Source organism: Nonomuraea sp. NPDC049750, from assembly GCF_040659625.1.
Lineage (GTDB): Bacteria > Actinomycetota > Actinomycetes > Streptosporangiales > Streptosporangiaceae > Nonomuraea.
On the sequence record NZ_JBFANB010000006.1, the window covers coordinates 461658 to 486684 of the forward strand.

The following is a 25027-nucleotide window of genomic DNA, read 5'->3' on the forward strand; positions in this document are numbered from 1 at the left end:
GTTTCGGTCGGTCCTGAACTACGCAAGATACCGAAATCAGCTCAGACAGGGGCGCATAGGGCGTGAGCCCGGCAGCTACAGACGCCAGGCCTGGCGGGCTCCGACGTCAAGCCCTTCGACGAAGCGTCAGGAGGGCCTCAGGCGAGGGGTGGGGTGCCGTGCGTGTGGAAGGAGTCGATGGTCTTCAGCCCCCAGGCCTGTCCCTTGGCCCGTTCCTCCTCCGTCCAGGTGATCAGCGGCCAGTCCGGGGCCAGCACCAGGCGGGTGAGCGGGTTGCACAGCTCGATCCGGTTGCCGCCGGGCTCGTAGACGTACAGGAAGAACGTCTGCTGGATCGCGTGCTTGTGCGGTCCCGTCTCGATGTGGACGCCGTTGTCGAGGCACAGGTCGGCGGCGCGCAGGATGTCCTCGCGGCTGTCAGTGGCGAACGCGACGTGGTGCAGGCGCCCATGCGAGCCCGACCGGTCCTCGGTGTAGACCAGGTCGTACGACTTGTTGGTGAAGGTCAGCCACTGCGCGCTGAGCCTGCCGCTGTTGAGCACGATCTGCTCGGTGGGCCTGGCCCCGAGCAGCCGGTGGGTGAAGTCGGCGTTGGGGGCGACGTCGGCGGCGAGGAAGTTGACGTGGTCGAGCCGCCGTACGCCGACACCCTGGCCGGGCTTGGCCTGCGGCTGGTTCTTGAGCCCTGGGCGTAGCTCGGGGGGCGCCTGATACCACTCGCTCTCCCAGTAGAGGGCGATCTCGTGCCCGTCGGGGTCGTGGGTGACGTACAGGGGGCCGATCCCGGGCTCGTCCTCCATCCACGCGCCGGTCAGGCCGGCGTTCTCCAGAGCCTTGACCCGCGCGTTCAGCGCCTCCTCGCTTGAGGTCCGCAGCGCTGTACGGCTGATGCCGGAGGTGGAGTGGGCGGTGAGCGTCAGGCTGTGGTGCTCGTAGTCGTCCCAGGTACGCAGGTGGACGGAGTCGCCGGAACGGCCGCTCTCGGTCATGCCGAGCATCTGGGTGAAGAACCACAGGCTGCGGTCGGGGTCGGGGGTGAGGAGCCGGACATGGCCGAGATGGGCGATGTCCCCCAGCGGCGGGGCCATAGCAGAGCCTCTCTAGGAGTCGGACGGGCGTGGGTGGACCGTGCCGTCGAAGATTTTGCGGGCGGTGCGGACGACGGCCGTGCGTACCGCGTAGGGGGAGCCGGACGGCCCCTGCTCGACGACGGTCTCGACGTCGAGGAACCCCGTCGGATGCTCGATGCGCACCCGGTCCCCGGCACCGGCGAGCGGATGCTTGGCGCTCAACCGATCTCCGGTACCGGCGAGCGGATGCTCGGCGCTCAGCCGATCTCCGGTACCGGCGAGTACGGCCAGGTCGTGGCCGATGCCGTCGGCGAGCAGCAGCCCGGCGGCGACGCTCGCGGCGCCGAGCACGCCGATGGCGGTGTGGCAGCGGACCGGGATGAACGTCCGGGTGCAGACGGCGCCGCCGTCGCGGGGCGGCGCGAGCAGGGTCAGTTTGGGCACGGTCGTGTCGCGTACGTCGCCGAGGCCCATCAGCTTCCCCGCCGCGAGGCGTATCTCGCGTAGCCGGGCGGCGAGCGCGGCGTCGCCCTCCAGTGCGGCCGGGCTCTCGTATCCCGTGATGCCGAGGTCGGCCGCCCGCGCGAGGACCACCGGCATGCCGTTGTCCACGCATGTCACCTCGACGCCGGCCACCTCGTCGCGGGCGCGGCCGGTCGGCAGCAGCGGCCGGTCGCCGGTTCTGCCGGTGAACTCGATCACGATGGCGGCGGCGGTGCCCGGCACACCGGAGATCTCCGTCGAACCCTCGTAGCTCACCACCCGGCCCGGAGTCGGGAAGGTCGCCGCGGCCAGCTCCCCGGTGTTGAGCATCCGGATCCGCACGGTGGTCTCGCCGTCGCCGGCCGGGACCAGCCCGCGCTCGACGGCGAACGGGCCCACCCCGGCGAGGAGGTTGCCGCAGTTCTGCCGGTCGGATACCTCGGCGGTCTCGACACCCGTCTGCAGGAAGAGGTAGTCGACGTCGGCGGCGTCGTCGCCGGAGCGGGAGACGACGGCCACCTTGCTGGTCAGCGGGTGCGCGCCGCCCAGGCCGTCGATCTGGCGCGGGTCGGGGCTGCCCATGACGCGCAGCAGCAGGTCGTCGCGGGCCGCCCGGTCCGCGGGCAGGTCCTCGGCGAGGAAATAGGCGCCCTTGGAGGTGCCGCCGCGCATCAGCGCGCACCGCAGGCCGCCAGAGGTCATGTGGCCGTCTCCTCGCGTCCGTACTCCTCGGCCGTCACGTAGCGCACGCCCAGCCGGGACAGCGTCTCGCGCAGGCCGTACCGGTCGAGGCCGAGCTCGCCCTCGGCGAAGGCCGCCCGCGTGGCCTCCTCCTTCGCCGTCCGCGCCGCCGCCGCCTTCACAGCCGTGGCGACGAGGTCACGGGGGACGCGCAGCACCCCGTCGTCGTCGGCGAGTATCGCGTCGCCGGGCCTGATCACCTGGCCGCCGACCACCACGGGCACGTTAACCGACCCCGCGCTGGCCTTGACCGTGCCCTGCGCGCAGACGGCCGCCGACCAGACCGGGAACCCCATCGCGCGCAGCTCCGCGGTGTCCCGTACACCAGCGTCGATCACCAGCCCGCGCACGCCGCGCCGCCGCAGCGCCGTGGCGAACAGCTCCCCGAACAGCCCGTCGGTGGACGGCGAGGTCGTCGTGACCACCAGCAGGTCGCCCTCGCGGCACTGCTCGACCGCCGCGTGGATCATGAGGTTGTCGCCGGGCCAGCACAGGACGGTGACCGCCGTGCCGCCGACGCGTACGCCCTGCTGGATGGGCCGCAGCCCGGGACCGAGGCTCCCCGTACGGCCCAGGGCCTCGTGCACGGTGGCCACGCCGAAGCGCGCCAGCGCGGCCACGTCGGCGGCGTCGGCCCTGGGCGGGTCGGTGACGATCACACCGGTCATGCCAGGACCCCCGTCACCTGGGGGAAGGGGCGCATGTACGCCTCGCCGTACGTGGTGTGGGGCAGTCCCAGATTCGGACCGGCGTTGCGCTTGAGCTGCACACCCCGGCGCGTGGCCAGGTCGGTGTAGTAGTCCCACAGATGCCGCTGGGCGGGAAGGCACTCCATCGCCTTGCGCTTGGTCTCGAAGACCTCGGTGATGTCGAGCAGCACCTGCGGGGTGAAACCGCACATCTCCGGCTGGTGGGGCTCGAAGAAGAACACCGGCGGCGCGCCGAGCGGCTCACCCGGCCCCGGATAGCCGATCGCCTGCGCCAGGATCCGGGCCTGCAGCGCCATCCGGGCCGCCGTGGGGTGGTCGCCGTTGTACGGATCCTCCAGCGGGTGCGTGAGCACCACGGTCGGCGTCACCTCCCGGTAGAGGCGTACGAGCTCGTCCGTGAGCTCGGGCGCCTCCCGCAGCGGGTAGTCACCGGCGTCCAGGAACCGGATGTCCGCCCCCAGGGTCGCGGCGGCCTGCTCGGCCTCGGCTCGCCGCAGCCGCTTGATCTCTTCGAGGGATCTGCCCTCGCGCCAGGCTTTCGCGGACTCACCGCGTTCGCCGAAGGACAGGCACACGATGGTCACCTTCTCGCCCCGCGCGGCGGCCAGGGCGATCGCCCCGCCCGCCCGCCAGACGAAGTCGCCGGCATGCGCGCTGACCACCAGCATGGACTGCGCCGTCAGCGTGGACTGCGCTGCCGGCGTGGACTGCGCCGCGGCCGCCGGGCTCGCGTCGTCGGTCATGATCGCTCTCCTCGGGGTAGGGGTCGGCCGCGGGCCCTGCCGGCCCGGCCGGCTTCGCGCTGCCGGACGGCGCTATTCGCGCAGGGCCGCGATGACGCTGGCCAGGTGGGCGTGCGCGGCATCCTGGGCCGCCGCCGGGTCGTGGGCGCGGATCGCCTCGATCAGCGCCAGGTGCTCGTTGAGGGACTTCTGCGGCCGGCCGGGACGCAGGGCCAGCTGGAAGCGATGCCGGACCAGCTGGGCGTTGAGCCGTTCCAGCAACTCGACCGCCACCTGCTGCCCGGAGATGTCGCGGATGTAGGTGTGCAGCTCGTGGTTGAGCGCCGAGTACGTCAGCGGCTCGCCGTCGGCGACCGCCTTGGCCATCGCCTCGCCCATGGCCGCGAGCTCGGCCAGCTGCTCGTCGGTGGCCTGCGCCGCCGCCTTGGCCGCGCACAGCCCCTCCAGGACCATCCGGCACTCGGTGATGGCGACCGCCTCATCGAGGGTGACCACCCGGACCCGGGCACCCCGGTTGGGGATGCGCTCGACCAGCCCCTCGGCGGTCAGGTCGATCAGCGCGGCCCGGATGCCGCCTCGGGTCACGCCGAACCGCTCCGCGAGCTCGTGCTCGACCAGGCGCTGGGCGGGCGCCATGTCCCCCCGCGTGATGGCCTCGCGCAACGCCGCCAGAGCGCGCAGTTTCGCCTGTTCGCCGCTGATCGGGCCGTCTTCGTACGGCATCGCTCGCCCTTCTCTGTGAGTGCTTGATGAGGCTAAATCTAGGGCGACAAAATTGTCAACAATCTTGTTAGCCATATTGCCAACAGGATTGTCGCGAGTTACGGTCGGCGGCACTCCTACCCCCCCCGGGAACCTCCGAGAGGAACCAGATGTCCTCAACACCACCGGCCGTCGCCTCGGGGCGGCCCACCAGGCTCGTCGCCCTGGTGATCGGTTTGTGCTGGATGGTCGTGCTCTTCGACGGGCTCGACATGTTCATGTACGGCGCCGTACTGCCCAAGATGCTCGACGACCCCACCCTGGGACTGACCCCCGCGAAGGGCGGCGAGATCGGCAGCTACGCCACCTTCGGGATGCTCGTCGGCGCGCTCGCGGCGGGCACCGTCACCGACTGGGCGGGCCGCAAGAAGGTCATCGCCGGATGCTGCGCGCTGTTCTCGATCGCGTCGGGCGTCTGCGCCGTCGCGCCGTCGCTCGGGGTGTTCGGCTTCGGCCGTCTCCTGGCCGGACTCGGCCTCGGCGGCCTGCTGCCGATCGCGATCGCGATGGTCGTCGAGTACGCCCCGCGTGGCCGCGGCAACCTCATGATCGGCCTGCTCATGACCGCCCACCACGCGGGCGGCATCCTGGCCTCCGCGCTGAGCCTGTGGCTGGTGGCCCCCTTCGGCTGGCGCTCGTTGTACTGGGTGGGAGTCGTACCGCTGGTCCTCGCGGTGCCGCTCGTGGCGCGCTTCCTCCCCGAGTCGCTGGGCTTCCTGGTGGCCCGCGGGCGCCGCGACGAAGCTGAGGCGCTGGCCCGCCGGCACGGCGTCGACCTGGCCGAGTTCCCCGCGAGCGGCGACGCCTCGGCCACCCCCGCCGACCGGTGGGCCGCCCTGCGCGGCCTGTTCCAGAACTCCCTGTGGCTGCCGACCCTGCTGTTCTGGCTCGCCTCCTTCGGCGGCCTGCTGCTGGTCTACGGCGTGAACACCTGGCTGCCGACCATGATGCGGGCCAACGGCTACGAACTGGGCTCCGCGCTCGGCTTCCTGCTCGTCATCAACCTCGGCGGCATCGTGGGCATGCTCGTCGCGGGCCGGATCGCCGACCGCTTCGGTGCCACCCGCGTCTCCGCTCTCTGGTTCGCGCTCACCGCCGTCGGCACCTTCCTGCTGGGCGTCCGCATGCCGCTGCCGCTCACGTACGTCGTCGTCTTCCTCACCGGCGTATGGCTGTTCAGCGCCCAGACGATGGTGTACGCGGCGGTCGCCGGACGCTTCCCCACGGAGAGCCGGGCCACGGCCCTGGGCTGGACCGCCGGGATGGGCCGCTTCGGCGCGGTCTTCGGACCCTGGCTCGGCGGTGTCCTGCTGGCCAACCACGCGCAGAGCTGGGGGTTCACCGTGTTCGCCGTCACCGCGGTCTTCGGCGCGATCATGATCACGCTGAGCGGCCGGTAATAGTTAACCGTTAACGGGTAACATTTACCGTCTACGGCAAGCAACGATAGTCTCCGTCCGGGTGGACAACATGGGAGGAGAGCCGGTGACGATCATCAATCCGTTGCGCAATCCCCCGCTCGGAGATCAGCTGCTCGTCCAGCTCCGCTCGCTCATCGTGCGCGGCGAGCTGGGTGTGGGCACGCATCTGGTCGAAGGCAGGATCGCGGAGCGCTTCGGGGTGAGCCGCGGGCCGGTCCGCGACGCGCTGCGCCAGTTGGAGATCGAAGGGCTGGTCGAGACGCGCAAGCGGGGCGTCTTCGTCCGTGGGCTGTCCGACAAGGACCTCCTGGAGCTTTACTCGCTGCGCGGTGCCCTGGAGAGCCTGGCCATCCAGGAGACGATCGTCCGCCTGGAGACCGCCGACTGGGGGCAGATCGACGAGGCTCTCGACCAGATGCGGATCGCGGCCGATCCCGCCGATCCCGCCAAGTTCGCCGCCGCCGACCTCGACTTCCACAGCGGGTTCTACACGCTCGGCGGCAACCGCTGGCTTGCCGCCACCTGGGCGCTGCACCGGCCGCTGTTCGCGGCGGTGATGGAGATCACCAACACCGACCGGGACCTGGCCGGCGTCGCCGACGATCACGTCGTCCTGAGGGACGTCGTCCGCTCGGGCGACGTCGACGCCGCGCTGGCCGCGCTCACCGCCCATCTCGACGGCTCCTGCAGCCGGATTCGCACGACGCTGAGCGAGCGCCCGCGCCCACAACCCGCCTTCTGACCCGCACGCCGACCTGGCTGCCCCTCGCCAGCCGGGACCCGAAGACGTCCTGACCGGCGCTCGCTCAGCCGGCCGACCAGCCGCCGTCCACCGGGACGATCGCGCCGTTGATGAACGAGGCCGCGTCGGAGGCGAGGAAGAGGGCGGTGTCGGCCATCTGCTCCGGCTGGGCCATGTTCTCGCCGAGGGCGAGCACGGGGGCGAGGCGGGCGGCGCCGGCCGGGTCGAAGGTGGTGTTCGTGGCGATGCCGGTCATGGTGGGACCGGGCAGGATGGCGTTGCAGCGGATGCCGCTCTTGGCGTACGCCCAGGCCACGCTCTTGGTCAGGCCGACCACGCCATGCTTGGAGGCGGTGTAGGCGGCCCCGGCCGTGCCGCCGCGGATGCCGGCCTCGGAAGCGGTGTTGACGATCGCGCCGCTGTTCTGGCTCAGCATGTACGGCAGCACCGCGTGCGTGACCAGGAACGTGCCGGTCAGGTTGACGCGCAGCACCCGCTCCCACAGTGAGAGCGGGATGTCGGCGGGCAACGCCATGGTGTCCATGATCCCGGCGTTGTTGCACAGCACGTCGATGTGCCCGTACGCGCTGATCGCGGTCTCGACCAGCGCGGTCACCGAGGCCTCGTCGGAGATGTCGGCCGCCACGCCGATCGCCGCGTCACCGAGGTCGGCGGCGGTCCGCTCGGCGCTGCCGGAGTCGATGTCGCAGGCCACGACGCGGGCGCCGGCCTTGGCGAAGGCGACCGCCATGGCCCGGCCGATCCCGGAGCCCGCTCCGGTGACCAGGGCGACCTTGTTGTCAAAGGTGCTCAAAGAGAAGGTCCTTTCGATAAGGCAAGCGGTGGCAGGCCATAACCGGACAATCGTGTCCGGTGACAACGTAACCGTTGGGCCTGACGTGTGTCGAGAGGGTCGGATGCACGGGAGTCGAGCAATCGGACCCTGATGTCCGGTTGCTATCGTTGCTGCCATGCCTGACGTACGCCGGATGAACAGAGGACCCGGCGCCGCGGCCGGGAACCGCGCGGCGCTGATCGCGGCGGCCCGCGACGTGTTCGCCACCGCGGGCTACGACGCGCCGCTCAGCATGGTCGCCCGCACGGCCGGCGTCGGCCAAGGCAGCCTCTACCGGCACTTCCCCGATCGCGTCAGCCTCGCGCTCGCCGTGTTCGAGGAGGGGGTGACCGCGCTGGAGGCGCTGGCCGCCGAACCGGGCGCCACGCTCGACGACGTACTGGCCCTGATCACCGAGCAGGCCATCGCCTCGACCGCGTTCATCGACATGGTGCGCGTGCCCCCCGCGGACCCCCGCCTCATCGCGGTGCGCGACCGCGTGGCGGACCTGCTGACGGACAAGCTCGCCGAAGCTCAGCGCGCTGGGCGGATCCGTCCGGACCTCACCCCTGAGGACCTGGTCATGGCCGTCGGCATGCTCGCGGCGGCCCTCGTCCAGCGGCCGGCACCTGCCCGGCGAGTCGCCGCCGCACGGGCGTGGGCGTTGTTACGCAAGGGGCTGGACGCCTGACCGCCCGCTCTTTAGGTCCGCCGGAAATCCACGACCTCAACTGATGACTATAAGAGGCCCGCCCCTGAAACCTCCACCCGCTGTCGTCCCCGGGATGAGGCATGGGACATCCTCACATAGTGCCGATCGTGAGGGGGACCATGGAAAACGCGGATGATGTCACGGCCTCGCCCGAGACGATGCTCGACGTGCTGGAGCGTCGCGCGGCCGTCGCGCCGGAGGCGGAGCTCGTGCGGTTCGAGGATGGCACGTCGCTCCGCGTCGAGGAGTGCCGGGCGCGGGCCACCGCAGTCGCGCGCGGGCTCGCGGGTCTGGTGTCCCCTGGCGATCGGGTCGTCACCTGCCTGCGTCCTGGTCCGCGGTTGGTCGAGGTGATGTTCGCCCTGGCCAGGCTCGGTGCCGTCGAGGTGCCGCTGGCGCTGGACGTCCGGCTTCCCGCGGCTCGGCACCTCACCGGGGCCACGGGGGCGCGCGTGCTCATCGCCGGGACGGACGCCGTACGTGACAATCCCGATCTCGTCGCCCTGGCCGCGGAGATGGAGCGCGTGGTGCTCGTGACCGAGCGGGCGCGGGCCGAGCTGGCGGGGTCGGTGGACATGGGCGACCTGCTCGCCGATCCGCGCCGCCTGCCGGAGTGGCGTCCGGGACCGGCGGATCCGGCCGCCGTCATGGCGACCTCGGGCACCACCGGCCGGGCCAAGGGTGCGCTGCTGCCGCATTTCGCCGGCGTCCGGCAGGCCCGGCGGGTGGCCTGGGCCATGGGGTACGAGGAGGGGGACGTGCTGTTCAACGTGTTCCCCTGGAACCACATCAACGTCAGGCACGCGGGGTTGCTGCCCGCGTTGATCTCCGGTGCCACGCTGGTGGCCCACTCGCGCTTCTCCGCCTCCCGGTTCTGGGACATCTGCCGACGGGAGGGGGTCACGGCGTTCAACTTCATGGGCGCCGTTGCGGCCATCCTCGAACGGGCTCCGGCCACCGAGTCCGACCGTCTGCACCAAGTGCGCCGCGCCTATGGGGGGCCGGCGCCGGAAGCCCTGACGAGGCGTTTCCAGGACCGGTTCGGCGTGCCGCTGCTGGAGGCGTACGCGTGCACCGAACTCGCCGACGTGGCGGTGAGCACGGCCAGTGTCCGGCGGCCGGGCTCAGCCGGCCGGCCCGTCCCGGAGTACGAGGTGGTGATCAGGGACGAGGACGGCCGGCCGCTTCCGGCGGGACAGGTCGGGCAGATCACCGCGCGGCCCAGAACGGGGTCGATCATCTTCAGCGGTTACGCCGGCGACGACGCCGCCACCGGGAAGGTCCTGCGCGACGGCTGGTTCACGACCGGGGACCGTGGCCGGCTCGATGACGACGGCTTCCTCTATTTCGCCGGCCGCCGCGCCGACGTCATCAGGCGGCGCGGCGAGAACATCGCGACCTGGGACGTGGAGCAGGTGGTGGCCGCGATGCCGGGCGTCCTCGACGTGGCCGCGGTGGGTGTGCCCTCCGAGTTGACCGAGGAGGAGGTGCTGGTGGCGGTGAGCGCCGCGCCCGGAGCCGTCGTCCGCGCGCCGGAGGTGTACGCCTGGTGCCTCGACCGGCTCCCGCGCCACGCCGTCCCGCGATACGTGCGCGTACTCGACGACCTGCCGCGCAACGCCGCCACGAAGGTCGTCAAGGGTGAGCTGCGCGGCGACGGAGTGCCGCCGGACGCGTGGGACTCCGGCGCGGAGATCGCCTGACCGGGCGTACTGCCGGACGGGTGGAACGCCGACGCGGGGACCGCTGGACGTGTCGGATGTCGGCGCGGGGTCGCCTGATCGCGCGGACCGCTGGACAGACCGCATGGTCGGCCGGACCGCTGGACAGACCGGGATGGTCGCGTCCCGGCGATTCCGCGCTCTACGTTCGAGCCGTCAATACGTGCCGCTGAGAGGAGCGGGTGTGCCGGACAGGTTGCGGGTTCTGGACCTCACCGACGAGCTGGCCTTCAACGGGGCGAGGCTGCTGGTGGGGCTCGGGGCCGACGTCGTACGCGTCGAACGTCCGGCCGCCGCGGCGCTGTCGCGCGCGGAGACCCTGCACTGGCACGCGGGCAAGCGGGTCGTGGGCGTACCCGAGAGCGCCGAGGTGCTCGACGGGCTCGTGGAGCAGGCGGACGTGGTGATCGAGAGCGGCCCGCTCGAAGAGCTCGCGGGCGTGCGCGCGGGATCCGGCGCGGTGTCGTCGCGCTGGCCGCGGGCCGTCCATGTCGTGGTCACGCCGTTCGGTACGAGCGGCCCTCGAAGCGCCTGGCGAGCCGACGATCTCGTGGCCGCGGCCGCCGGTGGCATGGGCTGGCTGGGCGGGCAGCCCGGCGGGCAGCCCAAGCCGCCGCCCCGCGAGCAGGCCACCCAGCTCGCGGGCGCGCACGCGGCCATCGCGGCGCTGCTCGGTGTCATCGCCCGCGACCGTACCGGGCGGGGGCAGCTCATCGACGTCTCCGTGCAGGAGGCGGTGGCCGCCACGCTGGAGACGGCCGCCATCTCCTGGATCCACGCCGGCCGGTACCCCTCCCGCAACGGTGGGGTGTACGAGCACGTGGCGCACCGCGTCTTCCGTGCCGCGGATGGTCATGTCGCGGGCGGATACTCCGGCAGTGACCGCATGTGGACGGATCTGCTCGCCTGGATGGCGGAGTCGGGCGAGGCGGCGGACCTGACCGAGGAGAAGTGGTCCGATCCCGTCTTCCGCTGGCGGGGCCGTGAGCACGTGGACGAGATCGTGGCCAGGTTCGTGGCGAAACGCTCCGCCGCGTCGGTGGCCGAGGAAGGACGCGCGCGGGCGCTGCCGTGGGCGGAGGTCGCCACGGCCGCGCGCCTGCCCGCCAACCCCCAGCTGGTCGCGCGCGGCTTCTTCGCCCGCATCCTGGGCGAGGGCCTACCGGCGGACGGTGTCACGGACGTGGGGTTCCCCTTCCCCGCCGTGGAGCCACCGCGCCCGGTACGCCTCACCGAGCCGCTTCCCGCCCCCGTCGAGGCCCCCTGGCGGACCGCGCACCCCCGAGGCCGCCGGGCGGCGACAGGCACCGGGCGCCCGCTGGCGGGGGTCCGTGTTCTGGACCTGACCTGGGTGCTCGCCGGCCCGTACGCGACCAAGACGCTGGCGGAGCACGGCGCGGACATCATCAAGATCGAATCTCGGCACCGGCAGGATCCCACGCGTTTCGCCCCGTCGATGAGGCTGCGCCCCGACGCTGGGTTCGACGACAGCGGCTACTTCATCAACTTCAATCGGGGCAAGCGCGGCGTCGCGCTCAACCTGCGTACCGAGCCGGGCCGCGAGGTGCTGCGGCGGCTCGTCGCCGAGTGCGACGTGGTCATCGAGAACTTCAGCCCCGGCGTGCTCGCCAAGTGGGGGCTGTCCTACGACCAGATGGCGGAGCTGAACCCCGGCGTCATCCTGGTATCGATGGCCGGGGTCGGGCAGAGCGGGCCGTGGCGGGACGCGGTGACCTTCGCCGACACGCTCGCCGCCATGTCCGGGCTCACCAGCGAGACCGCCGATCCCGGGGAAGGCCCGCAGGGGCTGACGTTCGGGCTGGGGGACATGGTGGCCGCCAACTCGGCCGTCCTGGCCGTGCTCGACATGATCGCGGCCGGTCGGGCGGGTCATGTGGATCTCTCCCAGCTGGAGGCGATGGCCGCGTCGATGGGACCGGCCGTACTCGAAGCCGAGCTCGGGGACTCGCGCACCGAAGCCGAGTCCAGGGACCCGCGTGCCGTGGTGCGGCCCAATCGGCATCCGCGGATGGTGCCGCACGGTGTCTACCCGACCAGCGGAGACGATCGCTGGCTCGCGCTGGCCGTACGCGGGGACGAGGAATGGCGGCGCCTCGCCGAGCACACCGGAGCGCCGGAACTGGCCGCGCTGGCGTCTGCCGGGCTGGAGGAGCGGCGCGGGCGCGAGGACGAGATCGACGACGCCCTGGCGGTCTGGTGCTCGCGACACGACGGCGCGTCACTGGCGGCCGAGCTGCAGGGGCTGGGCATAGCCGCCGCCGTCGTCGCCACCGGGCGGGACCTGGTGGAGGCCGACGAGCACCTGGCCGCGCGCGGCTTCTACCCGGTGCTGGATCACCCGATCGCGGGTCCGGTCCGGCATGAGGGCATCGTGATCCGCATGTCCGACACTCCCGGAGCGCTCACGGCACCGGCGCCACTGCTGGGCGAGCACACCGACGCGGTGCTGAAGGAGCTGCTCGGCATGGACGAGGAAGAGCTCGCCCGGCTACGCGACGCCGGCGTCCTGGAATGACACCCGCCCCCTTGACCCACGACCTTCTCCCCGCGGCTGAAGCCCGGGGTCTCGACACTCAGGAGTCTCGATGAGCCAGCCGAACCGGCCGGTCCTGGACGTACGGCGCGACGGAGGGACGGCCACCATCGTCATCGACCGGCCGCCCGCCAACGCCGTCGACCCCGCGATGATCGAGGAGTTCTTGGAGATCATCCCCGAGCTGGCCAAGGACGTCACGGTCCGCTGCCTCGTCATCCGCGGCACCGGCCGCTTCTTCGTGGCGGGGGCGGACATCGCCGTGATGCGGGACCTCTCGACGGCCAACCACGTGAAGATGCGCCGCTGGATCGAGGTGCAGCGCCTGCTCGAACTGGCGCCCAAGCCGGTGATCGCGGCGATGAACGGTCACGCCCTGGGCGGCGGCGCCGAGCTGTCCCTCGCCTGTGATCTGCGCATCTTGGCGGCCTCGGCGACGATCGGCTTCCCCGAGATGAACCTGGCGCTGTTCCCGGGGGCGGGCGGCAGCCAGCGCCTGCCGCGCCTGCTCGGTCCGCACCGGGCCAAGCGGCTGATGATCGACGGTAAGCGCCTGTCTGCGGGCGAAGCGCTCGGCCTGGGGCTGGTCGACGTGGTGGCCGACGACCAGGACTTCGACCGGGTGGTGGCCGAGCACGCCGAGAGCCTGGCGGCCAAGCCGACCGGGACGATCGGCCTGCTCAAGCACGTCGTGGACGCCGGGTACGGCCTGCCGATCGAAGAGGCGCTCGAAGTGGAGCGCGAGGCGGTCATGGAGCTGATCCACACCGACGACGCCGCGGAAGGACTCCAGGCGTTCCTGGACAAGCGCCCGCCCCGGTTCACCGGACGCTGACGATCGCGGAGCATCCGAGCTGACGCCGGATGCTGACGACCGCGGATGTCCGGAGTGCTCACTCCGGACATCCGCGGTTTTCAGCCGTCGTAGCCGGTCACCAGCGCGGTGTCGGTGTTGAGGTCGCCGACCTTGCGGGCGCCTCCCGGGTTGCCGAGCGGCTCGTCGCGGCCGGCCAGCACCTCGGTGAAGAAGTCCTTGGCGTCCTGAAGGAAGAGCGTGCGCGTCTCGTCGCCGCGCGCCGTACGGTCGACGAAGATCGCCTCAACCGGGCACTCCGGCTCGCAGGCCCCGCAGTCGATGCACTCGGCGGCGTTGATGTAGCTCTTGCGGTCGCCGACGTAGATGCAGTCGACGGGGCATACGTCCACGCACGCGCGATCGTTGACGTCGATGCAGGCCGGGCCGATGACATAGCTCATGGATCTCTCCTGTCTTCTGGGTGAGGTACGGGGTCAGGCGGCGTCCGTGGAGTGGCCGGGGAAGAGGCCCAGTGCGGGGTCGAGCTCGACGGCGGCGTTGTTCACCGCGGTGGCCACCTCGCCGAAGCCCACCGACATCAGGCGGACCTTGCCCGCGTGCTCGGTGAGGTCGCCGGCCGCGTACACGCGGGGCAGGTTCGTTCGCATGCGCTGGTCCACCAGGACGGATCTGCCGCGCAGTTCCAGGTCCCAGTCCGCGAGCGGGCCGAGGTCGCTGATGAATCCGAGGGCCGCGATGACGGAGTCCGCGGGCAGTGCCCGGTCCCCCTCGCCCCGCGTACGCAGGTGCGCCTTCTCGACCCGCTCGCCGCCGGACAGGGAGACCACCTGGCTGTCGGTCACGATGCGTACCCCCGCGACCCGGGCGGCCTCGACGCCCGCGGCGTGCGCGCGGAACGCGGCCCGGCGATGCACCAGGGTGACCGACCTGGCCAGGGGCGCGAGGGCGAGCGACCAGTCGACCGCGCTGTCCCCGCCGCCCACGACGACGACATCGCGACCGGCGTGTTCCGACGGGTCCGGCACGAAGTACGTCAGCCCCCGGCCGAGCCATTCCTCGCCGGCCGGCAGCGGACGCGGGGTGAACGTCCCGATGCCCGAGGTGAGGATGACGGCCTGCGCGTGTACGGCCGTGCCGTCGGACAGGACCACCACGGGTCGCCCGCTCTCGTCGCGGCGCAGCTCGACGGCCTGCCTGCCCAGCAGGTAGACCGGGTCGTAGGCCGCCGCCTGGGCCGTCAGCGCGTCCACCAGCGAGCGCCCGAGTATGCCGGGGATGCCGGCCACGTCCCGTACTTCCTTCTCCGGGTACAGCGCCGAAATCTGCCCGCCGACCTGAGGCAACGCGTCCACGACCACGGACCGCAAGCCGCGGAAGCCCGCGCAGTAGGCCCCGTAGAGGCCGGTCGGCCCCGCTCCGATGATCACGATGTCGGTCTGGATCATGCTGATTCCACCTGGGTCCTCCGGTAGTCGCCTGTCAAGCCACGGAAGCTACACACCCCGGCGACGGGACCTCGCAGGTCGCGGACCGCTGACCGGAACGCGGCTCGCTCAGTGGGACACGGTCCGCTGGGCGGGATGATCCGCTGGGCCGCCCGGCCGCGCCGGTGGTGAACTGCCTGTCGTGGTCGAGCGGCGCGTCTGAGCGCCTCTACCGGCCACCCGACAAGCCATGGGAAGCGGAGGCGAGAATGAGTGCAGAGGCGGGTGCGCCGGCTGCGAGCGGGGGTGTCGCCAGACGCCGGCCGTCACGACGGGGCAAGCTGCCCGGACGCCAGGACTGGTCGAGCTGGCCCCACTACCAGGGTGCCGACAGCGGGTTTCGCGGCTACTGGTATCCGGTGGCGTTCTCCTCGCACATCACGGGAAAGCCCAAGGCGATCACTCTGCTCGGCGAGCGCATCGTCGTCATCCGTGACGGCGGCAAGGCGTACGCGCTCAAGGACCGGTGCCCGCACCGGGGCGTGCCGCTGAGCTACGGCAACCAGCAGTTCCCCGGCACGATCTCGTGCGCGTACCACGGCTGGACCTTCGACCTGGAGACCGGCGATCTGAAGGCGGCGATCACCGACGGACCGCAGTCGCCGATCTGCGGGAAGGTGACCCAGCCCACCTACGAGGTCGAGGAACGCCTCGGCATGGTGTGGATCTTCGTGGGGGACGGCGAGGACGCGCCGCCCATCGACGACCAGCTCCCCGAGGAGCTGCGTGACAACCCCGCCGTGATCGGCGCGCGCATCCAGGCGCGCGAGGGGAACTGGCGCTTCGCCTGCGAGAACGGCTATGACGAGGGGCACGCGAAGTACCTGCACCGCACCGCGTTGTGGCGGCTGTTCAAGGCCATGCCGGTGTGGAACGAGACGCGGATCGAACGCCGCGGCCGCTGGATCTACCGGGTGCAGGAGGCCCAGCACTGGGACGCCGACTTCCCGGGCCTCGGCCGGTGGAACAACCAGGCGTGGTTCAAGCTCAAGCCGCCGAAGCAGGTCGCCAACATCGGCAACACGGGCAGCCACCGCAAGGTGAACCCGGCCATCGCCGCGGAGGACTTCCCCGGCTTCGCCTCGGTGAGCATGCCGGGCGTGCTGCGCATCGTCTACCCGACCTTCATTCACTACGAGTTCTACGTGCCGGTCGACGCCGACAACCATCTCTATGTCGGCGCGATGGCCAACTTCGAGAAGGGCGTCAAGACGCTGCCCTTCTACGCCAAGTATCTCGGCGCCGTCCGCTGGCTCTTCCACGGCCAGTTCTCCGGCCAGGACAAATGGATGGTCGAGGTGACCGACGCGCCGCCGGAACGGCTCTATCGTCCCGACGACTCGCTCCTGCAGTGGCGCAAGCTCGCCGAGGACGTCACGGAGGAGCGCATCGAACGGCTGCGCGCCTCCGGGCTCGCCGTCGACGACCCCCAGCCTCCGAAGCAGGGCGCCCAGTCTTCGAAACAGGACGTCCGGCCGCCGAAGCAGGCCGGCTGATGGCCAGGATCGTCCTGGGCGTGGGCGCGTCCCACTCCACGCTCATGAACACGCACTGGGACCAGGTCGAGCACAAAGACGACGCCGAACGCTTCCGCGACGCGCTCGGCACGGCCCGCGACGCCCTCGCCGCAGCCCGCCCCGACGTGGCGATCATCATCGGCTCGAACCACTTCCGGGGCTTCTGGCTGGACCTGATCCCCGCCTTCACCCTCGGGGTGGACCAGGTCGTCTCCTCCGGAGAGGCAGGGACGCCGTCCGGACCCCAGCGCACCAACCCCGCCGTCGCCCAGGCCGTCGCCGAATCCCTGGTGGCGGCGGGTACCGAGGTGGCGATCTCGGCGAAGCTGCAGATCGACCACGGCCAGAGCCACGCGATCCAGTACCTCCTGCGTGACCTCGACGTGCCGGTGATCCCGCTGGTGGTCAACGTGTTCGCCACTCCGCTGCCGCTCATGCGGCGCTGCGTCGAGCTGGGGCGCAACATCGCCGCAGCGGTGGCGGCGCTGCCGGACGAGCTGCGGGTCGCCGTCATCGCCTCGGGCGGCCTGTCGCACCGGCTCCCGTGGCCGAGCCGCTGGCAGGACCCCGAAGGAGAGGACGAGGAGTTCCTGGTCGAGGCCTGGCGCGAGGGCAGGGGCGACTGGCAGCGGTACGACGCGCGCAGGCGGCAGATCATCACCGCCGCCCGGCCGACCATCTTCCCCGAGTTCGACGAGGAGTTCCTCGCCGCGCTGGAGAAGGGCGAGCTGGCGCGCTACGCGAATCTGTCAACGGCGGAGATCGAGGCGGTGGCCGGCAACGGTGGCCAGGAGCTGCGTACCTGGTTGACCATGGCGGCGGCGCTGGGCTTCGCACCCGGCCGGACGCTGACCTACGCGCCGATGCCGGAATGGCTGACCGGCATGGGGGTGGCCATCATCGAGCCCACCCGATCGATATGAACGAGGACGAGCGCGAGCGGATAGTGGCCCAGGCCCTCGCCACGATCACCGAGGCCAGGCTGCGCAAGACCGCGGTGGAGGTCACCTCCATCGCCAGCCCCACCGGAGGGGAGGAGCCGCTGGCCCGGCGGCTGGCCGAACGGCTCGCCGCCGCGGGCCTGGAGTCGCACCTGCAGCGCATCGACGACGGCCAGGCCAACGCGATCGGCCGGTTGAGGGGCGACGGTACGGGCGCCGACCTCATGCTGTACGCCCCGATCGACACCCTGACCACCGGCGACCCGGACGAGGACGTACCGTGGATCGGCCCCGGGCTGCGCCCCGACATGCGGGCCGAGGCACAGTGCGACGGCCCCTACGTCACCGGCCTCGGCGCGAGCAACCCCAAGGGCCACGCGGCGTGCGTCCTCATGGTGGGCGAGGCCCTGGCCTCGGTGGGCGTGCGGACCGCCGGAGACCTGCTGGTCGCCTTCGGGGCGGGCGGCATGCCGACCAACGCCATCGACGGCACCGGCCGCCTGAACACCGGGCAGGGCGCCGGCTGCTCCTTCCTGCTCGAACGCGGCTGGCAGCCCGACTACGCCGTGATCGCCAAACCGGGCGACTTCGTCGCGCACGAAGAGGTCGGTCTGTGCTGGTTCGAGATCGTCGTACCGGGGATCCACACCTACGCCGGCAGCCGGCACCGCCTGCCGTACCACAATCCGATCGTGACCGCCGCCAAGGTGGTGACGCGCCTGGAAGGGTGGCTGGCGGCCTATCCCGAGCGGCACCGCACCGCGACGGCCGCGCCTCAGGGGATCATCGGCTCGATCGCCGGCGGCTGGGAGCGCATGCCGGCGGTCACGCCCGCGGCCTGCCGCATCCGCCTCGACCTGCGGATCGCGCCCGGCACGACGCCGCCGGCGGCCAAGCGGGAGCTCGCGGAGTACGTCCGCGGGCTGTCGGCCGAGCTGGGCGTGGAGCTGACGGTCGAGATGGTGCTGGCCATCCCCGGGACGCGTACGCCGCCGGAGGACTGGGTCATTCGCAGTGCCGTTCGCGCTTGGGAGAGCGTGGCCGGGCGCCCGCACGAGCCCATCGACGGCAACAGCGGCGCGACCGACGCCAACATCCTGCGCGCGCGGGGTATCCCGACCGCCCGGGTGGGCATGCCGAAGGTCGCCTCCACCGACTTCGACGTCGATTTCGCCCGAGGGATGAACACCGTCGACGTCAGAGCCATGCGCCGCCTGTGCGAGCTGCTCCTACGGGTGGCCGTCGACACCACCACGCGGACCCGGGCCGAGATCGACGAGACCAAATGACTAAAGGAGGCGATATGGAACCCCCCGCCGGTTCGTACGCCGACGCCGACGGCGTCAAATACCACTACCTCGACCTGGGCTCGGGGGCGGACACGATCTTCCTGCACGGTGGCGGCCCCGGCTGCACCGGGTGGAGCGACTTCGGCCCGGTGGCGCCACTGTTCGCCGCCGACCGCCGCTGCCTGATCGTCGACATCCTGCAGTACGGCAAGTCGGAGAAGTGCCTCATCACCGGCCCGATGTGGGACTTCCACGCGGCCAAGACCGTCGCGCTCATGGACACGCTGGGCGTGGAGCAGGCCGACTTCGTCTGCAACTCCTGGGGCGGCACCATCGCGCTGTGCCTGGCCGCCCGCTACCCCGAAAGGGTGCGTTCCCTGGTCATCACCGGCAGCATGCCGGTGTTCTACGGCCCGCTCGCGCCGCTGCCCGAGAACGGCCGCCGGGGTCGCGCCGCCCGGGACGCCTATTACGGCGGCGAGGGGCCGACGCGGCAGAAGATGCGCGACCTCATCACCCGGCTGGAGTGGTACGACGGCGACAAGTTGCCCGAGACCACCCTGGACCTGCGCTACGAGCAGAGCCTGGACCCCGGTGAGCGGGAGCTGGCCGCCATGTCGGACTCGCCCCGTGGCGAATGGCAGGACCTCACCGCCGAACTGGGCCAGATCCAGGCGCCCGCGCTGTTCATCTGGGGCATGCAGGACGCCTTCCTCACGCCCGACTATCCGCTCATGCTCGCCCGCATGGTGCCACGCGGGAACCTGCACATCATGGACCACGCCTCGCACCACCTGCAGGAGGAACGACCGGGCGCCTACCACGCGGTGGTCACCGGGTTCCTGAACTCCCTCAAGGACCCATGGAGATGAGCATGTCCAGATCGAAGAAGCTGCTGATCGCCGTGCCGGTCGTCGCGCTGGCCGCGATCCTGGGCCGCCTGCTCGCGGCCCGCAGCAACACCCAGGTGCACCGCATCAACCAAGACAAGCCCGCTCTCGACCGCTGAAGGTGACGATGAGTATCTGGACCGAACTGAGCCCCCTGAGCCTGAGCGTCTCGTACGTGGACGCCGCAGGAGTGCGGACCCGCAGCCTCCGGGCCGGGTCGGGCGAGCCCGTGGTGTTCCTGCACGGGACCAGCGGCCACCTTGAGGCGTTCACCCGCAACCTGCCCGCGCACGCGGCGGACTACGAGTGTCACGCCATCGACATGCTGGGCCACGGCTACACGGGCAAGCCCGACTACGCCTATGAGATCCCGCGCTATGTCGACCACCTGCTGGCCTACTTCGACGCGGTCGGCATCGAGCGCGCCCACATCGTGGGGGAGTCGCTGGGCGGCTGGGTCGGCGGGCGTACCGCGATCGACCACCCCGACCGCGTGGCCAGCCTGCAGCTGCTCTGCGCGGGCGGGACCGTGGCCAACCCCGAGGTCATGAAGCGGATCCGGACGAGCACCCGCGAGGCCGTGGTCAGCGATGACGTGGAGCTGACCCGCAAGCGGCTGCGGCTGCTGATGGCCGACCCGGCCGACGCCACCGAAGAGCTGGTGGAGGTGCGCCACGCCATCTACCACGAGCCCGAGTTCGTCGACAACCTCGACAATCTGCTATGCCTGCAGGACATGGACACCCGCCTGCGCAACATCCTTCGCCGCGACGACCTGGCCAAGATCACCCAGCCCACGCTGATCGTCTGGGGCCGCAAGAACCCGTTCGGCGACGTGCCGGAGGCCACCGCCATGCACGAGGCCATCGCGGGCTCGGAGCTGGAGCTGTTCGAGGAGTGCGGCCACTGGCCGCAGCACGAGCAGGCCGCCCGCTACAACCCGCTCAGCCTGGCCTTCCTGGCCAAGAGCTCGGCGGCGGGCTTCTCCGGCAAGGGACGCGGCTGATGCGCGCGGCCCGCTTCCACGAGTGGGGCGCCGCGCCGGTCGTGGAGGAGCTGTCCGAGCCCGTACGCAAGCCCGGAGAGGTGCTGGTCGAGGTACGGGCGGCGGCGCTGGGGCATCTGGACCTGACCGTCGCCGGCGGGTCTTTCGGTATGAAGCCCCCGCTTCCGTACGTGGGCGGCGTCGAGGCCGCCGGCGTGGTCCTGGAGTCCGACACCCTGGCTCCGGGCACGCAGGTGCTCCTTCGCGGTGGCGCGCTCGGCCTGCTGCGCGACGGCTGCTGGCGCGAACGCCTCAGCGTCTCTCCCAAGGCCGTCACCCCGCTGGCGTCGCCGCTGCCCCCGGAGGTCGCGGCGTCGTTCTTCGTACCGACCACCACGGCGTACGTCGCCCTGAACGACGTCGCCCGCCTGGAGCCGGGCGAGGAGGTCATCGTGACCGGCGCGGCCGGCGCGGTCGGCGCCATGGTGGCCCAGCAGGCCCGGCTGGCCGGAGCCACGGTGACCGGGGTGGTCGGCCGGGCCGACCAGCTCGGCCAGGTGCCCGAGGGGATCCGCGGGGTGGTCACCGACGACGCCGAGGCGGTCGCGGAGCTGGCGGCGGCGCGCTCGGCGTCCCTGCTGGTCGACACGCTCGGTGGGAGCGCACTGGTCGAGCGCTCGCGCTGGGTCCGTCCCGGCGGCCGGGCCGTCGTGATCGGCTACGTACTGGGGGCCTCCGTCACCGTCGATCTGCCGTCCTGGCTGCTCGACGACGTGGCGCTGCTTCCGGTGAACATGGTCCGGCATGAGCGGCGCGCTCGCGAGGTGGCCCCGGCGCTGATCGAGCGCCTGGCAGCGGGGGAGCTCAGCGTGGAGGTCGAGCGGTTCGACCTGTCCGAGATCGCGAAGGCTCTGGAACTGCTGCGCGAGGGCAGGTTGCGCGGCCGTGCCGTGGTGGAGTTCGGCGCGGGGGCTTAGCGCACTCCGTACAGACAGGGAGGAGGTCGTCTCAGGGTCATCTACTACGGCCGGTAGCACTCCGTTAGTGGGACTTTCGACCCCTATCATCAGGACGTTCTGCTGTAGCACAGGCCAAGCCTCCGTCGCATGCTAGCGAGAGCATAGTAGAGAAGGACGGAGGGAAACCGACGTGCTCTGGTATTTCGTTGATCCCGCCCTCGTCGTTCTCGGCATCCTCGTGCCCCTCGTGTTCGTGATGACGGACACCGGGTCGATTCGCCAACGGCATGCATACGACAACCTGCGGAGGTCATCATGACGAAACAGCACCTGATCCTGGCGGCTGTCGCCGCCGTGGCCGTGATCGTGGCCGTCTGGGCCGGCGCCCCGGCGAGTACGGTCCTGTTCGTGGTCGCCCTGCTGGGCTGCCCGCTCATGATGCTGATGATGATGCGATCCATGAGCGGCCACGACGGCGACACGCAGCATGACCGTCAGGGCGAGGACCACAAGAAGGCAGGGCGGTCGTGACCGCCACCGACTGGGTCGTGATCGGCGTCTCCCTGGCCTTGCTGGGTTTCCTCGGCTGGTACTTCTTCGGGCCGAGGAAGAGCAGCCTGGCCGAGCTGCGTGACGGAGTGCAGGAGATCGAGATCGTCGTGCGGGGCGGCTTCTCGCCGGACATCATCCGGGTACGGCAGGGCACCCCCGTGCGGCTGACCTTCAACCGGAGAGAGAGCGGGGACTGCACCTCCAGGGTTGTGTTCGCCGATTTCGGCGTCAGCCGGGCGCTGCCTGCCTTCGCCAAGACCACAGTGGAGTTGCGGCCCGGCGATGCGGGGGAGTACGGCTTCGCCTGCGGGATGAACATGGTGCACGGCCGCCTGATCGTCGAACCGGGCTCCGGCGGCGGTCACGATGTCGCCGCGAGTACCGCACCTTTGTCGACTGAACTGCCGTCACAGGATGTCGAGGCGACGGAGCGGCGTGCCGAGATCGCCGACCTGTCGCGTCGGGTCCTGGTCGGGGCTGTGCTGACCCTGCCTGTGGCGTTCGTCGTCATGGCGCATGAGCTCTTCGGCGCGGGATGGATCCCGGAGTTCCTGCTCAACCGCTGGGTGCAGCTCGCGCTGATCGCGCCAGTGATGTTCTATACAGGCTGGCCGATCCACCGCGTGGGCTGGCTCGCTCTACGGCACCGCTCGGCGGACATGAACAGCCTGATCACGCTGGGTACGAGTGCCGCCTTCTGCTACAGCCTGTTGGTCACGGTCGCGCCCGGCTCGCTACCGGAGGGGGTCCGTGACGTCTATTACGAGGCCGTCGGGGTCATCCTGACGCTGATCCTGCTCGGCCGTTTGCTGGAGGTGCGGGCCAAGGCGGGCACCGGCGAGGCGATCCGCAAGCTGATCGGTCTGCAGGCCAGGACTGCCCGGGTTCAGCGCGACGGCGCGGAGATCGAGATTCCCATCGCGGACGTCGTGCCGGGCGATGTGGTGGTCGTACGGCCGGGCGAGAAGGTTCCGGTCGACGGGGTCGTCGTGAAGGGGCGCTCGACGCTGGATGAGTCGATGGTGACCGGCGAGTCGATCCCGGTGGACAAGGGCCCGGGCGATGACGTGGTGGGCGCGACGGTGAACCAGACGGGATCGTTCACGTTCAGGGCCGAGAAGGTCGGCGCGGAGACGGCGCTGGCTCAGATCATCCGTCTCGTCCAGGCTGCCCAAGCCTCCCGTGCGCCGATCCAGCGGCTGGCCGACCTGGTGTCCGGCTATTTCGTCCCGGTGGTCATCGCTATCGCGATCGTGACTTTCGCCGTGTGGTTCGTCGCCGGACCGGCTCCGGCGTTGTCGCTGGCATTGGTGGCGGCGGTAGCCGTACTGATCATCGCCTGTCCGTGCGCGCTTGGGCTGGCCACCCCACTTTCGATCATGGTGGGCACCGGCAAGGGGGCTCAGTCCGGCATCCTGATCCGCGACGCCGAAGCCCTGGAGACCGCGTGCAAGCTCGACACGATCGTCCTGGACAAGACCGGCACCATCACACGTGGCAAGCCGGCGCTCACGGACGTCGTTCCGTACGGTGACTGGGCAGCCGATGAGGTGCTACGCCTGGCCGCCTGTGCCGAACGTTCCTCCGAGCACCCCCTGGGCCAGGCTGTGGTCGAGGGCGCGACCGGGCGCGGCCTGATCCTCACCGAGCCGTCGGAGTTCGAATCGGTCACCGGGCAGGGCATCGCGGCGACCGTCGAGGGGCGTCGTGTGCTGGTCGGCGGGAAGCGCCTGCTCGGCGACACCTCGGCGCTTGAGGAAGAGGCCGATCGCCTGGCCCGGGCGGGCCGTACCCCGATCATGGTCGCCGTGGACGACGAGCCCGCTGGGGTGATCGCGGTGGCCGACACCGTCAAGGACGACTCCCGCCAGGCCGTCGCGGCTCTGCAGCGGCTGGGACTTCAGGTGGTGATGATCACTGGGGACAACCGGCGGACGGCCGAGGCCATCGCCCGCCAGGTCGGCATCACCCGAGTGCTGGCCGAGGTGTTGCCCGCGCACAAATCTGCCGAGATCGCCCGCCTGCAGGGAGAAGGGGCGAGGGTCGGCATGGTCGGCGACGGCATCAACGACGCGCCCGCGCTGGCCCAGGCCGATGTCGGCTTCGCCATCGGCACCGGCACCGACGTGGCGATCGAGGCCTCCGACATCACGTTGATCTCCGGCGCGCTCGGCGGAGTGGTCACCGCGGTACGGCTGTCGCGGACCACGATGCGCAACATCCGACAGAACCTGTTCCTGGCGTTCGTCTACAACGTGGTCGGCATCCCGGTCGCGGCGGGGGTGCTCTACCCCTTCCTCGGTATTCGGCTCAGCCCGGTCTTCGCTGCCGCCGCCATGGCACTGTCGTCGCTGTCAGTGGTGGGCAATGCCAACCGGCTGCGCCGCTTGACTCCGCCGGCGTTGCCCCCGGCGCCGCCGCTCCCGCCCGATCAGCACGTCACCGTCGAAACGGGAGCCGAGTTCACCGCTGTCACCGAGCCGGTTTCGCGGGATGATGGTCGCTTCCAGGTCCAACCGAGATACCGGCAACACCGGGCATGAGAACCGGAAGCCCGATCGCGCGGGTGCGCCCCGCCGCCGCCCATCGCCTCGGTTCCGAACAGGTGCCGCGGTGCCGTAGGCGGGAGGCGAGCTGTGGCGAGTGCGCGGAAGTCGGTGTTGAGTTCGATTCCGAGGGAGGGGCGCTGCTGTTGGGCTTGTTGCCGCCCTCCCTGGCGTGGTGAGAGAGCCGGATGTCATGCCGGAGTAGGTGCGTCCTTGGCGCGCACCACCGTCACCGTGCAGTGGGCGTGGTGCAAGACGCCTCGGCTGACCGAGCCGAGGACGATCGACTCGATCGCGTTCCTGCCGTGCGAGCCAACGACCAGCAGGTCGGCCCGGTCGCCGGCGGTGGCGAGCGCGTTGACGGGGTGGGCGCACCGCACGTCCGCGATCACGTTGACCTGCGGGTGTCTCTCCCGCCACGACGCGAGTTGTTCGTCGGCGACGTGCTGGTGGGCCTCACGCAACGCTTCGAAGTCGCAGGAGAAGCCGGCGGCCAGGGCGAACGGCAGCGCCCAGGCGTATACCGCCCGCAAGGTGCTTGCGCGTAGTTCGG

General features: G+C 71.0%; 24 protein-coding genes. 15 read left to right on the top strand and 9 right to left on the bottom strand.

What is annotated here, in order from left to right:
- Positions 1-137 precede the first annotated feature (137 nt).
- From AB0J16_RS20190 to AB0J16_RS20210, 5 genes are all read right to left on the bottom strand, one after another.
- Positions 138-1088: a catechol 2,3-dioxygenase gene (locus AB0J16_RS20190; RefSeq protein ID WP_358541319.1), complete on the bottom strand. Its 951-nt coding sequence runs from the start codon at positions 1086-1088 to the stop codon at positions 138-140.
- 12 nt (positions 1089-1100) lie between these two features.
- Positions 1101-2255 (bottom strand): 4-oxalomesaconate tautomerase, encoded by a 1155-nt coding sequence (locus AB0J16_RS20195; protein WP_358541322.1) that lies wholly within the window; start codon positions 2253-2255, stop codon positions 1101-1103.
- Positions 2252-2962, bottom strand: a complete 711-nt coding sequence (locus AB0J16_RS20200; protein WP_358541325.1) for a 4-carboxy-4-hydroxy-2-oxoadipate aldolase/oxaloacetate decarboxylase — start codon at positions 2960-2962, stop codon at positions 2252-2254. The genes AB0J16_RS20195 and AB0J16_RS20200 overlap by 4 nt, the downstream gene beginning before the upstream one ends.
- On the bottom strand, positions 2959-3747 hold the full coding sequence (locus AB0J16_RS20205) for a PIG-L deacetylase family protein (protein WP_358541328.1): 789 nt from the start codon (positions 3745-3747) through the stop codon (positions 2959-2961). Before AB0J16_RS20205 ends, AB0J16_RS20200 begins: the two co-directional genes overlap by 4 nt.
- A gap of 72 nt (positions 3748-3819) precedes the next feature.
- Positions 3820-4470: a GntR family transcriptional regulator gene (locus AB0J16_RS20210; protein ID WP_358541331.1), complete on the bottom strand. Its 651-nt coding sequence runs from the start codon at positions 4468-4470 to the stop codon at positions 3820-3822.
- Positions 4471-4619: 149 nt separating this feature from the next.
- Between AB0J16_RS20210 and AB0J16_RS20215 the strand changes: the two genes are divergently transcribed.
- Both AB0J16_RS20215 and AB0J16_RS20220 read left to right on the top strand, forming a co-directional pair.
- Positions 4620-5909, top strand: coding sequence for an aromatic acid/H+ symport family MFS transporter (locus AB0J16_RS20215; protein ID WP_358541334.1), 1290 nt, complete (start codon positions 4620-4622; stop codon positions 5907-5909).
- Positions 5910-5994: 85 nt separating this feature from the next.
- A complete protein-coding gene (locus AB0J16_RS20220; RefSeq protein ID WP_358541337.1) occupies positions 5995-6672 on the top strand; it encodes a GntR family transcriptional regulator in 678 nt (225 codons plus the stop codon).
- Between the two features lie 64 nt (positions 6673-6736).
- Here the strand turns inward: AB0J16_RS20220 and AB0J16_RS20225 are convergent, their stop codons facing one another.
- Positions 6737-7486: a glucose 1-dehydrogenase gene (locus tag AB0J16_RS20225; protein WP_358541340.1), complete on the bottom strand. Its 750-nt coding sequence runs from the start codon at positions 7484-7486 to the stop codon at positions 6737-6739.
- A gap of 157 nt (positions 7487-7643) precedes the next feature.
- Here AB0J16_RS20225 and AB0J16_RS20230 point away from each other — a divergent pair, with 157 nt between their 5' ends.
- From AB0J16_RS20230 to AB0J16_RS20245, 4 genes are all read left to right on the top strand, one after another.
- A complete protein-coding gene (locus tag AB0J16_RS20230; RefSeq protein ID WP_357952123.1) occupies positions 7644-8198 on the top strand; it encodes a helix-turn-helix domain-containing protein in 555 nt (184 codons plus the stop codon).
- A 140-nt stretch (positions 8199-8338) separates the two neighbouring features.
- On the top strand, positions 8339-9922 hold the full coding sequence (locus AB0J16_RS20235; RefSeq protein WP_358541343.1) for an AMP-binding protein: 1584 nt from the start codon (positions 8339-8341) through the stop codon (positions 9920-9922).
- A 202-nt stretch (positions 9923-10124) separates the two neighbouring features.
- The gene (locus AB0J16_RS20240) at positions 10125-12476 is read left to right on the top strand and encodes a CoA transferase (RefSeq protein WP_358541346.1); all 2352 of its coding nucleotides are present in this window, start codon (positions 10125-10127) and stop codon (positions 12474-12476) included.
- Between the two features lie 70 nt (positions 12477-12546).
- Positions 12547-13329: an enoyl-CoA hydratase-related protein gene (locus AB0J16_RS20245; protein WP_358541349.1), complete on the top strand. Its 783-nt coding sequence runs from the start codon at positions 12547-12549 to the stop codon at positions 13327-13329.
- A gap of 80 nt (positions 13330-13409) precedes the next feature.
- Here the strand turns inward: AB0J16_RS20245 and AB0J16_RS20250 are convergent, their stop codons facing one another.
- Together AB0J16_RS20250 and AB0J16_RS20255 are read right to left on the bottom strand one after the other, a co-directional pair.
- The gene (locus AB0J16_RS20250; protein WP_357952134.1) at positions 13410-13751 is read right to left on the bottom strand and encodes a ferredoxin family protein; all 342 of its coding nucleotides are present in this window, start codon (positions 13749-13751) and stop codon (positions 13410-13412) included.
- A 33-nt stretch (positions 13752-13784) separates the two neighbouring features.
- Positions 13785-14756 (bottom strand): NAD(P)/FAD-dependent oxidoreductase, encoded by a 972-nt coding sequence (locus tag AB0J16_RS20255; protein WP_358541352.1) that lies wholly within the window; start codon positions 14754-14756, stop codon positions 13785-13787.
- A 248-nt stretch (positions 14757-15004) separates the two neighbouring features.
- Between AB0J16_RS20255 and AB0J16_RS20260 the strand changes: the two genes are divergently transcribed.
- From AB0J16_RS20260 to AB0J16_RS20300, 9 genes are all read left to right on the top strand, one after another.
- Positions 15005-16291 (top strand): aromatic ring-hydroxylating dioxygenase subunit alpha, encoded by a 1287-nt coding sequence (locus tag AB0J16_RS20260; RefSeq protein ID WP_358541355.1) that lies wholly within the window; start codon positions 15005-15007, stop codon positions 16289-16291.
- Positions 16291-17235 carry a hypothetical protein gene (locus AB0J16_RS20265; RefSeq protein ID WP_358541358.1) on the top strand — a complete coding sequence of 315 codons (945 nt, stop codon included), beginning with the start codon at positions 16291-16293 and terminating at the stop codon, positions 17233-17235. The genes AB0J16_RS20260 and AB0J16_RS20265 overlap by 1 nt, the downstream gene beginning before the upstream one ends.
- Positions 17232-18542 (top strand): hypothetical protein, encoded by a 1311-nt coding sequence (locus tag AB0J16_RS20270; protein ID WP_358541361.1) that lies wholly within the window; start codon positions 17232-17234, stop codon positions 18540-18542. Before AB0J16_RS20265 ends, AB0J16_RS20270 begins: the two co-directional genes overlap by 4 nt.
- A gap of 14 nt (positions 18543-18556) precedes the next feature.
- The gene (locus AB0J16_RS20275; RefSeq protein ID WP_358541364.1) at positions 18557-19414 is read left to right on the top strand and encodes an alpha/beta hydrolase; all 858 of its coding nucleotides are present in this window, start codon (positions 18557-18559) and stop codon (positions 19412-19414) included.
- A 2-nt stretch (positions 19415-19416) separates the two neighbouring features.
- A complete protein-coding gene (locus AB0J16_RS20280) occupies positions 19417-19551 on the top strand; it encodes a hypothetical protein (protein ID WP_358541367.1) in 135 nt (44 codons plus the stop codon).
- 8 nt (positions 19552-19559) lie between these two features.
- The gene (locus AB0J16_RS20285) at positions 19560-20438 is read left to right on the top strand and encodes an alpha/beta fold hydrolase (RefSeq protein WP_358541369.1); all 879 of its coding nucleotides are present in this window, start codon (positions 19560-19562) and stop codon (positions 20436-20438) included.
- On the top strand, positions 20438-21394 hold the full coding sequence (locus AB0J16_RS20290) for a zinc-binding dehydrogenase (RefSeq protein ID WP_358541372.1): 957 nt from the start codon (positions 20438-20440) through the stop codon (positions 21392-21394). The genes AB0J16_RS20285 and AB0J16_RS20290 overlap by 1 nt, the downstream gene beginning before the upstream one ends.
- 297 nt (positions 21395-21691) lie before the next feature.
- Positions 21692-21907, top strand: coding sequence for a DUF2933 domain-containing protein (locus AB0J16_RS20295; RefSeq protein WP_358541375.1), 216 nt, complete (start codon positions 21692-21694; stop codon positions 21905-21907).
- Positions 21904-24471 (top strand): heavy metal translocating P-type ATPase, encoded by a 2568-nt coding sequence (locus tag AB0J16_RS20300; RefSeq protein ID WP_358541378.1) that lies wholly within the window; start codon positions 21904-21906, stop codon positions 24469-24471. Before AB0J16_RS20295 ends, AB0J16_RS20300 begins: the two co-directional genes overlap by 4 nt.
- Positions 24472-24665: 194 nt before the next feature.
- On the opposite strand, the gene AB0J16_RS20305 is transcribed toward AB0J16_RS20300, so the two are convergent.
- Positions 24666-25027, bottom strand: a 362-nt coding sequence (locus AB0J16_RS20305; protein WP_358541381.1) for a universal stress protein, incomplete at its 5' end; no start/stop codon positions are given.

What these genes read in the sequence shown, in the direction of transcription:
- AB0J16_RS20190 (WP_358541319.1), bottom strand. Translation starts at nt 1,088, where the DNA reads ATGGCCCCGCCGCTGGGGGACATCGCCCATCTCGGCCATGTCCGGCTC.
- AB0J16_RS20195 (WP_358541322.1), bottom strand. Translation starts at nt 2,255, where the DNA reads ATGACCTCTGGCGGCCTGCGGTGCGCGCTGATGCGCGGCGGCACCTCC.
- AB0J16_RS20200 (WP_358541325.1), bottom strand. Translation starts at nt 2,962, where the DNA reads ATGACCGGTGTGATCGTCACCGACCCGCCCAGGGCCGACGCCGCCGAC.
- AB0J16_RS20205 (WP_358541328.1), bottom strand. Translation starts at nt 3,747, where the DNA reads ATGACCGACGACGCGAGCCCGGCGGCCGCGGCGCAGTCCACGCCGGCA.
- AB0J16_RS20210 (WP_358541331.1), bottom strand. Translation starts at nt 4,470, where the DNA reads ATGCCGTACGAAGACGGCCCGATCAGCGGCGAACAGGCGAAACTGCGC.
- AB0J16_RS20215 (WP_358541334.1), top strand. Translation starts at nt 4,620, where the DNA reads ATGTCCTCAACACCACCGGCCGTCGCCTCGGGGCGGCCCACCAGGCTC.
- AB0J16_RS20230 (WP_357952123.1), top strand. Translation starts at nt 7,644, where the DNA reads ATGCCTGACGTACGCCGGATGAACAGAGGACCCGGCGCCGCGGCCGGG.
- AB0J16_RS20235 (WP_358541343.1), top strand. Translation starts at nt 8,339, where the DNA reads ATGGAAAACGCGGATGATGTCACGGCCTCGCCCGAGACGATGCTCGAC.
- AB0J16_RS20245 (WP_358541349.1), top strand. Translation starts at nt 12,547, where the DNA reads ATGAGCCAGCCGAACCGGCCGGTCCTGGACGTACGGCGCGACGGAGGG.
- AB0J16_RS20250 (WP_357952134.1), bottom strand. Translation starts at nt 13,751, where the DNA reads ATGAGCTATGTCATCGGCCCGGCCTGCATCGACGTCAACGATCGCGCG.
- AB0J16_RS20255 (WP_358541352.1), bottom strand. Translation starts at nt 14,756, where the DNA reads ATGATCCAGACCGACATCGTGATCATCGGAGCGGGGCCGACCGGCCTC.
- AB0J16_RS20260 (WP_358541355.1), top strand. Translation starts at nt 15,005, where the DNA reads ATGAGTGCAGAGGCGGGTGCGCCGGCTGCGAGCGGGGGTGTCGCCAGA.
- AB0J16_RS20265 (WP_358541358.1), top strand. Translation starts at nt 16,291, where the DNA reads ATGGCCAGGATCGTCCTGGGCGTGGGCGCGTCCCACTCCACGCTCATG.
- AB0J16_RS20270 (WP_358541361.1), top strand. Translation starts at nt 17,232, where the DNA reads ATGAACGAGGACGAGCGCGAGCGGATAGTGGCCCAGGCCCTCGCCACG.
- AB0J16_RS20275 (WP_358541364.1), top strand. Translation starts at nt 18,557, where the DNA reads ATGGAACCCCCCGCCGGTTCGTACGCCGACGCCGACGGCGTCAAATAC.
- AB0J16_RS20280 (WP_358541367.1), top strand. Translation starts at nt 19,417, where the DNA reads ATGTCCAGATCGAAGAAGCTGCTGATCGCCGTGCCGGTCGTCGCGCTG.
- AB0J16_RS20285 (WP_358541369.1), top strand. Translation starts at nt 19,560, where the DNA reads ATGAGTATCTGGACCGAACTGAGCCCCCTGAGCCTGAGCGTCTCGTAC.
- AB0J16_RS20290 (WP_358541372.1), top strand. Translation starts at nt 20,438, where the DNA reads ATGCGCGCGGCCCGCTTCCACGAGTGGGGCGCCGCGCCGGTCGTGGAG.
- AB0J16_RS20295 (WP_358541375.1), top strand. Translation starts at nt 21,692, where the DNA reads ATGACGAAACAGCACCTGATCCTGGCGGCTGTCGCCGCCGTGGCCGTG.